9 protein-coding genes are annotated in these 12,174 nt (G+C 55.7%); 8 read left to right on the forward strand and 1 reads right to left on the reverse strand.

Going from position 1 to position 12,174, the window contains the following annotated elements:
- The first annotated feature begins 16 nt into the window (after nucleotides 1-16).
- From gntR to gntU, 3 genes are all read left to right on the forward strand, one after another.
- A complete protein-coding gene (gene gntR, locus JKP81_RS08320) occupies nucleotides 17-1,012 on the forward strand; it encodes a gluconate operon transcriptional repressor GntR (RefSeq protein ID WP_200551356.1) in 996 nt (331 codons plus the stop codon).
- 136 nt (nucleotides 1,013-1,148) lie between these two features.
- Nucleotides 1,149-1,682 carry a gluconokinase gene (gene gntK / locus JKP81_RS08325; protein ID WP_200551357.1) on the forward strand — a complete coding sequence of 178 codons (534 nt, stop codon included), beginning with the start codon at nucleotides 1,149-1,151 and terminating at the stop codon, nucleotides 1,680-1,682.
- Nucleotides 1,679-3,019: a gluconate transporter gene (gene gntU, locus JKP81_RS08330; protein ID WP_086872750.1), complete on the forward strand. Its 1,341-nt coding sequence runs from the start codon at nucleotides 1,679-1,681 to the stop codon at nucleotides 3,017-3,019. Before gntK ends, gntU begins: the two co-directional genes overlap by 4 nt.
- Before the next feature lie 35 nt (nucleotides 3,020-3,054).
- Here gntU and JKP81_RS08335 read toward each other — a convergent pair whose 3' ends face one another.
- The gene (locus JKP81_RS08335) at nucleotides 3,055-3,648 is read right to left on the reverse strand and encodes a YhgN family NAAT transporter (RefSeq protein WP_017459552.1); all 594 of its coding nucleotides are present in this window, start codon (nucleotides 3,646-3,648) and stop codon (nucleotides 3,055-3,057) included.
- Nucleotides 3,649-3,820: 172 nt separating this feature from the next.
- On the opposite strand from JKP81_RS08335, the gene asd reads away from it, so the two are divergent.
- From asd to glgA, 5 genes are all read left to right on the forward strand, one after another.
- Complete coding sequence (gene asd, locus JKP81_RS08340) at nucleotides 3,821-4,927, forward strand: aspartate-semialdehyde dehydrogenase (protein WP_200551358.1); 1,107 nt, start codon at nucleotides 3,821-3,823, stop codon at nucleotides 4,925-4,927.
- 258 nt (nucleotides 4,928-5,185) lie between these two features.
- Nucleotides 5,186-7,372, forward strand: a complete 2,187-nt coding sequence (gene glgB / locus JKP81_RS08345) for a 1,4-alpha-glucan branching enzyme (RefSeq protein WP_200551359.1) — start codon at nucleotides 5,186-5,188, stop codon at nucleotides 7,370-7,372.
- A complete protein-coding gene (glgX, locus tag JKP81_RS08350) occupies nucleotides 7,369-9,345 on the forward strand; it encodes a glycogen debranching protein GlgX (RefSeq protein ID WP_200551360.1) in 1,977 nt (658 codons plus the stop codon). The genes glgB and glgX overlap by 4 nt, the downstream gene beginning before the upstream one ends.
- Nucleotides 9,346-9,359: 14 nt before the next feature.
- Entirely contained in the window at nucleotides 9,360-10,652 is a 1,293-nt protein-coding gene (gene glgC / locus JKP81_RS08355; protein ID WP_200551361.1) for a glucose-1-phosphate adenylyltransferase, read from the forward strand.
- An 82-nt stretch (nucleotides 10,653-10,734) separates the two neighbouring features.
- A complete protein-coding gene (gene glgA / locus JKP81_RS08360; RefSeq protein ID WP_200551362.1) occupies nucleotides 10,735-12,168 on the forward strand; it encodes a glycogen synthase GlgA in 1,434 nt (477 codons plus the stop codon).
- The last annotated feature ends 6 nt before the right edge of the window (nucleotides 12,169-12,174 follow it).

Consider the following 12,174-nt stretch of genomic DNA (forward strand, 5'->3'; position numbering starts at 1 on the left):
ATAAAATGTCAGGACGATGAAAAAGAAAAGACCCGTACTTCAGGATGTGGCCGATCGCGTTGGCGTGACCAAAATGACCGTTAGCCGATTTTTACGTAACCCGGAACAAGTTTCCGTCGCGTTACGGGGCAAAATCGCGGCTGCACTTGATGAACTGGGTTATATTCCGAATCGGGCTCCCGATATTCTCTCCAACGCCACCAGCCGGGCAATTGGCGTGTTACTTCCCTCTTTGACCAACCAGGTTTTTGCTGAAGTTTTACGCGGCATTGAAAGCGTTACCGACGCGCACGGGTATCAAACCATGCTGGCGCACTATGGCTACAAAGCTGAGATGGAAGAAGAGCGCCTGGAATCGATGCTTTCGTGGAACATTGACGGCCTGGTCCTTACCGAACGCACCCATACCCCGCGCACGCTGAAAATGATCGAAGTTGCTGGTATTCCGGTGGTGGAGCTAATGGACAGCCGCTCGCCGTGCCTCGATATCGCCGTTGGCTTTGATAACTTCGAAGCGGCACGGCAGATAACGTCAGCCATCATTGAGCGCGGCCACCGTCGGGTCGCTTATCTCGGCGCGCGCCTGGACGAACGTACTATCATCAAACAGAAGGGTTACGAGCAGGCGATGCTGGATGCGGGTTTAACGCCATACAGCGTGATGGTGGAGCAATCTTCCTCTTACACCGCAGGCATTGAGCTGATGCGCCAGGCGCGCCGCGAGTACCCTCAGCTTGACGGAATTTTTTGTACTAACGATGACCTTGCCGTAGGCGCGGCGTTTGAGTGCCAGCGTCTGGGGCTGAAAATTCCGCAGGATATGGCAATCGCCGGGTTCCACGGTCACGACATTGGCCAGGTAATGGAGCCGCGTCTGGCAAGCGTGCTCACGCCGCGTGAACGCATGGGGCGTATTGGCGCTGAACGCTTACTGGCGCGCATTCGTGGTGAGTCAGTTACGCCGAAAATGTTAGATTTAGGTTTCACTTTGTCACCAGGCGGATCTATTTAGTCTGACAAATTTGAACTAGCTCACACTTATTTATCTCTGGCACGAATGGATATTGCTTCTCCATTACCCCAGCAGGACAATGTTACCGATAACAGTTACCCGTAACAATTCACTCTTGCACCTGTGGGGGCTACCCTTGAGCACGACTAACCTTGATCACCACGTTTATGTTCTGATGGGCGTTTCAGGCAGCGGCAAATCTGCTGTCGCCAGCGAAGTGGCGCATCAGTTACATGCCGCGTTTCTCGACGGCGATTTCCTCCATCCGCGCAGCAACATCACCAAAATGGCGTCCGGTGAACCGCTGAACGACGATGACCGCAAACCGTGGCTGCAGGCGCTGAACGACGCCGCTTTCGCCATGCAGCGCACCAACAAAGTGTCGCTGATTGTTTGCTCGGCGCTGAAAAAACACTATCGCGACCAGCTGCGCGACGGTAACCCTAATCTCTCTTTCATCTACCTGAAAGGCGATTTCGAGGTGATTGAAGGCCGTCTGAAAGCGCGTAAAGGGCACTTCTTCAAAACGCAAATGTTAGTAACGCAGTTTGAAGCGCTGCAAGAACCGGGCGCGGATGAGCCGGATGTTCTGGTTGTGGATATTGACCAGCCGCTGGATGGTGTTGTTGCCAGCACCATTGAAGTCATTAATAAAGGCAGTGCTAAGTGAGTACATTAACGCTTGTTTTAACAGCAGTAGGCTCGGTTTTGCTGCTGCTGTTTTTAGTGATGAAAGCGCGTATGCACGCTTTCGTTGCTTTGATGGTGGTTTCCATTGGTGCAGGGCTTTTTTCCGGGATGCCGTTGATCAAAATCGCGCAGACCATGGAAAAAGGGATGGGCGGCACGCTCGGCTTTCTGGCGATTGTGGTCGCGCTTGGCGCGATGTTCGGCAAAATCCTTCACGAGACCGGCGCGGTGGACCAAATCGCCGTCAAAATGCTCCACTCTTTCGGCCACAACCGCGCCCATTACGCGATTGGTCTGGCGGGGTTGATTTGTGCGCTGCCGCTGTTCTTTGAAGTCGCGATTGTTCTGCTGATTAGCGTGGCGTTTTCCATGGCGCGTCATACCGGCACCAACCTGGTGAAACTGGTGATTCCACTGTTCGCCGGCGTTGCGGCAGCCGCGGCGTTTCTGCTGCCGGGGCCTGCGCCAATGCTGCTGGCATCGCAGATGCACGCTGATTTCGGCTGGATGATCCTGATTGGCCTGTGCGCGGCGATTCCGGGCATGCTGATTGCCGGTCCGCTATGGGGCAACTTTATCAGCCGCCATGTGGAGCTGCACATTCCTGATGATATTAGCGAGCCGCATCTGGGCGAAGGCAAAATGCCCTCGTTCGGTTTCAGCCTGTCGCTGATTTTGCTCCCGCTGGTGCTGGTGGGGATGAAAACCATCGCCGCGCGTTTTGTAGCCGAAGGCAGCAATTTGTACGACTGGCTGGAGTTTATTGGCCACCCGTTTACCGCGATCCTCGTTGCATGCCTGGTGGCGATTTATGGCCTGGCGATGCGTCAGGGGATGCCGAAAGATCGCGTTATGGAAATCTGCGGTCAGGCGCTGCAACCGGCGGGCATTATTCTGCTGGTGATTGGTGCAGGCGGTGTGTTCAAGCAAGTGCTGGTGGATTCCGGCGTTGGCCCGGCACTGGGCGAAGCGCTGACCGGCATGGGCTTGCCTATCGCGATTACCTGTTTTGTGCTGGCCGCTGCGGTACGCATTATTCAGGGTTCCGCCACGGTTGCCTGCCTGACGGCTGTTGGCCTGGTAATGCCAGTTATTGAACAACTGCACTTCAACGGCGCGCAGATGGCGGCACTCTCCATCTGCATCGCGGGCGGTTCGATTGTGGTAAGCCACGTGAACGATGCCGGTTTCTGGCTGTATGGCCGCTTCACCGGCGCAACCGAAGCGCAAACGCTGAAAACCTGGACCATGATGGAAACCATCCTTGGCACCACCGGTGCGATTATCGGGATGATCGCGTTTTCACTGTTGAGCTAAGTTTGCACACCCTCTCCCCCGGGAGAGGGTTCGTTTTACCCTTTCATCCACACCCGAATCCCATCCAGGAACATCTGGGTGGCGAGCATCACCAGAATCAGCCCCATCAGCCTTTCCAGCGCGTTAACCCCTTTCTCGCCGAGCAGACGCAAAAACAGCGACGATTGCAACAAGATAGCCACGGTGCCGCCCCAGGCAATCAGCAGCGCAATCACCAGGTGACTCATTTGATTCGGATATTGATGGGAAAGCAGCATTAACGTTGCCAGCAGTGTTGGGCCTGCCACCAGCGGAATTGCCAGAGGAACAATAAATGGCTCTTCGCCAGCGGGCAGCCCAGAGCTGCTGCCGGATTCGCTGGGAAAAATCATCTTAATGGCAATCAGGAACAGAATGATGCCGCCGGAGATAGAAACCGTCTCCGCGCGTAAATTGAGCAGCGCGAGGATTTTCTCCCCGGCGAAGAGGAAGATAAACATCACCAGCAGCGCAATCAGCAGTTCGCGGATCATGATCGCCCGTCGGCGCTTCGGCTCAGTATGTTTCAATACCGACATAAAGATGGGCAGGTTGCCCAGGGGATCCATAATCAGGATCAACAACACGGTGGCGGAGATGATATCAGTCATTCACTCTTATCCCTGACGCAGGCAGCAAAATTACAGTAATTAGCTGCATTTCTGATACGTTCGCGATCATTGATTAATTTCACTTGCGACTTTGGCTGCATTTTGTAATGTGGCTATTCCCAGTGGGATACTGGTTCGTATACACAGCACACACCTTCGCAGGAACTTCGCTATGAAAAATGTTGGTTTTATCGGTTGGCGCGGAATGGTCGGCTCCGTTCTCATGCAGCGCATGATTGAAGAGCGCGATTTCGACGCCATTCGCCCTGTCTTCTTTTCCACTTCCCAGTTTGGGCAGGCTGCACCCGCGTTTGGCGGAAGTACAGCAGGCACGCTTCAGGACGCATTCAATCTGGAAGCGCTGAAGGCACTCGACATCATTGTCACCTGCCAGGGCGGCGATTATACCAACGAAATCTATCCAAAGCTTCGTGAAAGCGGCTGGCAGGGTTACTGGATCGACGCGGCTTCCTCTTTACGCATGAAAGATGACGCCATCATTATTCTCGACCCGGTCAACCAGGCGGTAATTAACGACGGTCTGAACAACGGCGTGAAAACCTTCGTCGGCGGTAACTGCACCGTCAGCCTGATGCTGATGTCGCTCGGCGGGCTGTTTGCCAATGATCTGGTGGAGTGGGTTTCAGTTGCCACTTACCAGGCCGCATCCGGCGGCGGCGCGCGCCATATGCGTGAACTGCTGACGCAAATGGGCCAGTTGCACAGCCATGTTGCCGCCGAGCTTGCCGATCCGGCGTCAGCGATTCTGGATATCGAACGTAAAGTGACCGCGCTGACACGCAGCGGCGAGTTGTCGGTCGATAACTTTGGCGTACCGCTGGCGGGCAGCCTGATCCCGTGGATCGACAAACAGCTTGATAACGGCCAGAGCCGCGAAGAGTGGAAAGGTCAGGCGGAAACCAACAAAATTCTTAACACTGTTAATGTCATTCCGGTTGATGGTCTCTGCGTGCGCATCGGCGCGCTGCGCTGCCACAGCCAGGCGTTCACCATCAAGCTGAAAAAAGATGTGTCGATTCCGACCGTCGAAGAGCTGCTGGCGGCGCATAACCCATGGGCGAAAGTGGTGCCAAACGATCGCGAAATCAGTATGCGCGAACTGACGCCAGCCGCCGTCACCGGCACACTGACCACGCCGGTTGGTCGTCTGCGTAAATTGAACATGGGACCGGAGTTCCTTTCTGCCTTCACCGTTGGTGACCAGCTGTTATGGGGCGCAGCCGAACCGCTGCGTCGTATGTTGCGCCAACTGGCGTAACAGAGTTCACCACCACAAGGGGCGCTGCGGCGCCCTTTTTTTGTGCTTTTTTGCCAGAAAGAAGCACAGATGTGTTTATTTTCTCAAGTGTTGAAAAGTGTTGGCTATGCTTTAGACAAGGTGTCGGAACATCTTGCCTGAAGATGGGACGGGGCAGAGAGGACGCACATTTGGTGCTGCGCCGTTCAGGTCAAAAAAGTGTCGCAACCGGACTTACTACGGTGGAAGGTGCGATGCCACAACAACAGGATGAGAACCATGTCCGTTCGTGTTGATAAAGACGTCATTAACGCGCTTATTGCGGGTCATTTTGCTGATCCTTTTTCGGTGCTGGGGATGCACCAGACCGAAGCCGGTCTGGAAGTACGTGCGCTGCTGCCTGATGCCACCGAAGTGTGGGTTATCGAGCCGAAAACAGGGCGCAAAGTGGGAAAACTGGAGTGCCTGGATTCCAGGGGTTTCTTTAGCGGCGTGATGCAACGCCGTAAAAACCCTTTCTATTATCAGTTCGCCGTTATCTGGCACGGCCAACAAAACCTGATTGACGATCCCTACCGTTTTGGCCCGTTAATCCAGGATATGGATGCCTGGCTGCTGAGCGAAGGCACGCATATGCGGCCTTACGAAACGCTGGGTGCGCATGCCGATACGGTCGATGGCGTGGTGGGAACGCGTTTCTCCGTCTGGGCGCCGAATGCTCAGCGCGTCTCGGTAGTGGGACAATTTAACTACTGGGATGGCCGCCGCCACCCGATGCGCCTGCGTCGGGAAAGCGGTATCTGGGAGCTTTTCATTCCCGGCGCGCTCAATGGGCAGCTCTATAAATTCGAGATGATTGATGCGCACGGTAAGCTGCGTATCAAAGCTGATCCTTATGCGTTTGAGGCGCAGATGCGGCCCGACAGCGCGTCGCTGATTTGCGGCTTGCCGGGCAAGAAAACGCAGAGCGAAGAGCGCAAACGCGCCAATGAATTCGATGCGCCAATCAGTATCTATGAAGTCCATCTGGGCTCCTGGCGTCGCCATACCGACAACAATTTTTGGCTCAGCTATCGCGAACTGGCGGACCAACTGGTGCCTTACGCGAAATGGATGGGATTCACCCATCTAGAGTTGATGCCTGTGAATGAACACCCGTTCGATGGCAGCTGGGGTTATCAGCCTACCGGCCTGTATGCACCCACCCGCCGTTTTGGTACGCGCGATGATTTCCTGCACTTTATTCATACCGCGCATGCTGCCGGTTTAGGGGTGATCCTCGATTGGGTGCCGGGCCATTTCCCCTCAGATGACTTTGGTCTGGCGGATTTCGACGGCACCAAACTCTACGAGCACAGCGATCCGCGTGAAGGCTATCACCAGGACTGGAACACGCTGATTTATAACTATGGCCGCCGGGAAGTGAGCAACTATCTGGTCGGTAACGCGCTGTACTGGATTGAACGCTTCGGCATCGACGCTCTGCGCGTGGATGCGGTGGCGTCGATGATCTATCGTGACTACAGCCGTAAAGAGGGGGAATGGATCCCCAATGAATACGGGGGGCGCGAGAACCTCGAAGCGATCGAGTTTTTGCGTAATACCAACCGCATCCTCGGTGAGCAAGCGCCCGGTGCCGTGAGCATGGCGGAAGAGTCTACCGATTTTGCTGGCGTGTCGCGCCCGCCGTCGCAAGGCGGGTTGGGCTTCTGGTACAAATGGAACCTCGGCTGGATGCACGACACGCTGGATTACATGAAGCTTGATCCGGTGTACCGCAAATACCATCACGACAAGATGACCTTCGGTATTCTCTATAACTACACCGAAAACTTTATTCTGCCGCTTTCCCATGACGAAGTGGTGCATGGTAAGAAATCGATTCTTGACCGTATGCCCGGCGATGCCTGGCAAAAATTCGCCAACCTGCGCGCCTATTACGCCTGGATGTGGGCGTTCCCCGGTAAAAAACTGCTGTTTATGGGCAACGAATTCGCACAGGGCCGCGAATGGAACCACGACGGCAGCCTCGACTGGCACTTGCTGGAGGGCGGTGATAACTGGCATCACGGCGTGCAGCGTCTGGTGCGCGATTTGAACCAGGTTTATCGCCATCATAAAGCGCTACACGAGCTGGACTTCGACCCGTACGGTTTTGAATGGCTGGTAGTGGATGACCATGAAGCTTCGGTATTTGCCTTTGTCCGCCGTGATAAGCAGGGCAATGAAATCCTCGTTGTCAGTAACTTTACCCCCGTGCCGCGCCCGGATTACCGCATCGGCATTAACCAACCGGGGCGCTGGCGCGAAGAGTTAAACAGCGACTCCGTGCATTACCACGGCAGCAACACCGGCAATGGCGGCGTGGTGCATAGCGACGCGATCGCCAATCGCGGGCGTGAGCACTCCCTACTGCTGACCATACCGCCGCTGGCGACTATCTGGCTGGTGCGGGAGGGCGAATGAGCAAGCTGACGACCGGAAAAGCGACGCCTCACGGCGCGCATGTGCAGGGCAACGGTGTGAACTTTACGCTGTTTTCTGCCCATGCTGAGCGCGTGGAGCTGTGCCTGTTCGACGATGAGGGCAATGAACAGCGCGTCGACTTACCCGGTCGCACCGGCGATATCTGGCACGGTTTTCTGCCGGGCGCGAAGCCGGGCTTGCATTACGGCTACCGTGTTCATGGCCCGTGGGAACCCGCTCGTGGGCACCGTTTTAACCCGGCCAAATTACTGCTCGATCCGTGTGCGCGGCGTGTTGAAGGCGAAACGCTCGACAACCCGCTGTTTCACGGCGGTTATGACGCGCCGGATCCCCACGATAACGCCGTGCTCGGCTTACGCAGCGTGGTGGTGCATGAAAACTACGACTGGGAAGAGGACGCGCCGCCGCGCATCCCCTGGGGTAACACGGTCATTTACGAAGCGCATGTCAAAGGGCTGACGTGGCTGCACCCGGAGATCCCGCAGGAAATACGCGGCACCTACAAGGCGCTGGGCCACCCGGTGATGATCAACTGGTTTAAACAACTGGGGATCACCGCGCTGGAATTATTACCCGTGGCGCATTTTGCCAGCGAGCCGCGCCTGCAGCGGCTGGGGCTTTCAAATTACTGGGGCTATAACCCGCTAGCGCTGTTTGCGCTGGAACCCCGCTACGCTACTCATCCGGCGCAGGCGATGACTGAGTTTCGCGATGCGGTAAAAACGCTGCATCGGGCCGGGATCGAAGTGATCCTCGATATCGTCCTCAACCATAGCGCTGAAAGCGATCTCGACGGGCCGACCTTTTCCATGCGCGGCATCGACAACCGAAGTTATTACTGGACTCGCGAAGATGGCGACTACCACAACTGGACCGGCTGCGGTAACACGCTCAATTTGAATAACGCCGATGTGGTGGATTACACGCACGCCTGCCTGCGTTACTGGGTCGAAACCTTTCATGTGGATGGTTTTCGCTTTGATCTGGCCTCAGTGATGGGACGCACGCCGGAATTCAGCCAGCAGGCACCGCTGTTTAACGCCATTAAAAACGATCCGCTCCTGCGCTCTCTTAAGCTGATTGCCGAGCCGTGGGATATCGGTCCCGGTGGTTATCAGGTGGGGAACTATCCGTCACCTTTTGCTGAGTGGAACGACCATTTCCGCGATGCGACGCGCCGTTTCTGGCTCGAACAATCCCTCTCATTGGGGGAGTTCGCCGGGCGCTTTGCCGCGTCCAGCGATGTATTCAAACGTGATGGTCGCCAGCCATCGGCCTCTATCAATCTGATCACCGCTCATGACGGTTTTACGCTGCGGGATTGTGTCTCTTTTGACCATAAACATAACGAAGCCAATGGCGAAGACAACCGCGACGGTACCAACAGTAATCACAGTTTCAATCACGGAACAGAAGGATTAGGCGGCAGCCTTGATGTGGTTGAAAGACGGCGTGCGAGCATGCACGCGCTCTTAACCACGTTACTGCTTTCTCAAGGTACGCCAATGCTGCTGGCTGGCGACGAAATGGGGCATAGCCAGCACGGCAATAACAATGCTTATTGCCAGGATAACGCATTAACCTGGCTTGACTGGAGCCAGGTGGATAGCGGACTGGTGACTTTTACCGCCGCGCTTATCCATTTGCGCCAGCGTATTCCTGCGCTCACGTGTGACGCGTGGTGGGAAGAGGGTGACGGCAACGTCGCCTGGTTAAATGACGAAGGGCAACAGCTCACGCCGCAGGCGTGGCAAAACGGGGTGCGCCGCTTACAGATCCTGTTATCAGACAGCGTGTTAATCACCCTTAATGCCACCGCAGAAGTTGCAGAAATGGCTTTACCCGCAGGTGAATGGTGCGCCATTCCGCCTTTTGCCGGAGAGGACAATCCGGTCATCGTCTCTGTCTGGCACGGGCCCGCGCATGGAGTGTGCGTATTTCAGCGGTCATAAAAAAGGAGTTAGTCATGGTGAGATTAGATAAGAACGACCCAACAATGCTGGCGCGCCAGTTGCCGCTAAAATCTGTTGCCCTGATCCTGGCGGGCGGCCGGGGGACGCGTCTGAAAGATTTAACCAAAAAACGCGCCAAACCGGCGGTGCACTTCGGTGGCAAGTTCCGCATCATCGACTTCGCGCTTTCCAACTGCATTAACTCCGGCATTCGGCGAATTGGCGTCATCACGCAGTACCAGTCGCATACGCTGATTCAACATATTCAGCGCGGCTGGTCGTTTTTTAATAACGAGATGAATGAGTTTGTCGATCTGCTGCCCGCTCAGCAGCGTGTGCATGGTGAAAACTGGTATCGCGGCACGGCGGATGCCGTCACGCAGAATCTCGACATCATTCGCCGTTATCGCGCGGAATACATCGTCATCCTGGCGGGCGATCACATCTACAAGCAGGACTACTCGCGCATGCTGATTGATCATGTCGAAAAAGAGGCGCGCTGTACCGTTGCCTGCCTGCCGGTGCCCGTACATGAGGCCACCGCTTTTGGCGTAATAGCCGTGGATGAGAACGACAAAATAATCGACTTCGTGGAGAAACCCGCGTCGCCACCCAGCATGCCAGGGGACGACAGCAAGGCGCTGGCCAGCATGGGGATCTATATTTTTGATGCGGAGTATCTGTACGACCTGCTGGAGCAGGATGATGAGAATGAAAATTCCAGCCATGATTTTGGCAAGGACATCATTCCGCAGATAGTGAAGTCAGGCATGGCGTATGCACACCCGTTCCCGTTGTCCTGTGTGCAGTCCGATCCTGACGCCAGCCCGTACTGGCGGGATGTCGGTACGCTCGAAGCCTACTGGAAAACGAACCTTGATTTAGCCTCGGTGATGCCGGAACTGGACATGTACGATCAAAATTGGCCTATCCGTACCTATAATCAATCTTTACCCCCGGCGAAATTCGTCCAGGACAGGTCGGGCAGCCACGGCATGACGTTGAACTCGCTGGTATCCGGCGGTTGCGTTATTTCAGGATCGGTTGTTGTGCAGTCGGTGTTGTTCTACCGCGTGCGCGTCAACTCATTCTGCAATATCGACTCTTCGGTCTTGCTACCGGAAGTGTGGGTGGGGCGCTCCTGTCGCCTCCATCGCTGCATTATCGACAGAGGCTGCGTGATACCGGAAGGAACGGTGATTGGTGAAAATGCGGAAGAAGATGCGCGTCGCTTTTACCGCTCCGAAGAAGGCATTGTGTTGGTCACACGTGAAATGCTGCGCAAATTAAAAGCTGAAAGCATCTGATTATAACCTTGCGCGGAAGGGGTCCGCGCGCTGTTTCCCCATTTCTGGCATCAAGGCCAACGGGTTTTGAACAGGAGCGATAATGCAGGTTTTACATGTATGTTCTGAGATGTTTCCGTTGCTGAAGACCGGGGGTCTGGCAGACGTGATTGGCGCGTTGCCTGCGGCACAAATTGCCGGTGGTGTTGATACTCGCGTTCTGTTGCCTGCGTTCCCTGATATTCGTCGTGGTGTGAGCGATGCGAAAGTGGTGTCCCGGCGTGAGACATTTGCCGGCCATATTTCGCTGTTATTCGGTCACTTCAACGGGGTGGGGATTTACATGATCGATGCGCCGCATCTGTATGATCGGCCCGGAAGTCCCTATCACGACACGAATTTGTTCGCCTATACCGACAACGTGCTGCGTTTTGCGTTACTCGGTTGGGTCGGCAGCGAAATGGCCAGCGGACTTGATCCATTCTGGCGCCCGGATGTGGTGCACGCGCACGACTGGCATGCAGGGTTGGCACCGGCGTACCTCGCGGCGAAGGGGCATCCGGCCAAGTCGGTGTTTACGGTGCATAACCTTGCCTATCAGGGCATGTTTTATGCACAGCATATGAATGACATCGAACTGCCATTGTCGTTCTTTAATATGCATGGGCTGGAATTCAACGGACAGATTTCGTTTCTCAAGGCGGGGCTCTATTACGCGGATCATATTACCGCCGTCAGCCCGACTTACGCGCGCGAGATCACCGAACCGCAGTTCGCCTATGGTATGGAAGGGCTGTTGCGCCAGCGCCAGCAAGAAGGGCGTTTGAGCGGCATCCTGAACGGCGTGGATGAAAAGATTTGGGATCCGGCCACCGATTTGCTGCTCGGTGCGCGCTACACGCGCGATACGCTGGAAGAAAAAGCGGAAAACAAACGCCAGCTGCAAGTGGCGATGGGGCTGAAAGTGAACGACAAAGTCCCGTTGTTTGCGGTGGTGAGCCGCCTGACCAGCCAGAAAGGGCTGGATCTGGTGTTGGAAGCCTTGCCTGGGCTTCTGGAACAGGGCGGTCAACTGGCGCTGCTCGGCGCGGGCGATCCGGTATTGCAGGAAGGTTTCCTCGCTGCCGCCGCAGAACACTCCGGGCAGGTAGGGGTGCAGATTGGTTACCACGAAGCGTTCTCGCACCGCATTATGGGCGGGGCGGATGTCATTCTGGTGCCGAGCCGCTTTGAACCCTGCGGCCTGACGCAGTTGTATGGTCTGAAGTACGGCACGCTGCCATTAGTGCGCCGCACGGGCGGGCTGGCGGATACGGTTTCCGACAGTTCGCTGGAAAACCTGGCGGATGGCGTCGCCAGCGGTTTTGTCTTTGAAGACAGTAATGCCTGGTCGCTGCTTAGAGCCATCAGGCGTGCTTTCGTGTTGTGGTCCCGTCCATCACTTTGGCGTTTTGTACAGCGTCAGGCGATGGCGATGGATTTTAGCTGGCAGGTCGCCGCGCAGTCATACCGCGATCTTTACCTTCGGTTGAAATAGTTTTCC

Origin of the sequence: Kosakonia sp. LAM2021 (genome assembly GCF_016620385.1) — a bacterium.
Taxonomy (GTDB): Bacteria; Pseudomonadota; Gammaproteobacteria; order Enterobacterales; family Enterobacteriaceae; genus Kosakonia; species Kosakonia sacchari.

Bases quoted from the DNA above. Each gene is read 5' to 3' on its own strand.
- asd (WP_200551358.1), top strand. From the start codon at position 3,821: ATGAAAAATGTTGGTTTTATCGGTTGGCGCGGAATGGTCGGCTCCGTT.
- glgB (WP_200551359.1), top strand. From the start codon at position 5,186: ATGTCCGTTCGTGTTGATAAAGACGTCATTAACGCGCTTATTGCGGGT.
- JKP81_RS08335 (WP_017459552.1), bottom strand. From the start codon at position 3,648: ATGACTGATATCATCTCCGCCACCGTGTTGTTGATCCTGATTATGGAT.
- glgA (WP_200551362.1), top strand. From the start codon at position 10,735: ATGCAGGTTTTACATGTATGTTCTGAGATGTTTCCGTTGCTGAAGACC.
- glgC (WP_200551361.1), top strand. From the start codon at position 9,360: ATGGTGAGATTAGATAAGAACGACCCAACAATGCTGGCGCGCCAGTTG.
- gntR (WP_200551356.1), top strand. From the start codon at position 17: ATGAAAAAGAAAAGACCCGTACTTCAGGATGTGGCCGATCGCGTTGGC.
- glgX (WP_200551360.1), top strand. From the start codon at position 7,369: ATGAGCAAGCTGACGACCGGAAAAGCGACGCCTCACGGCGCGCATGTG.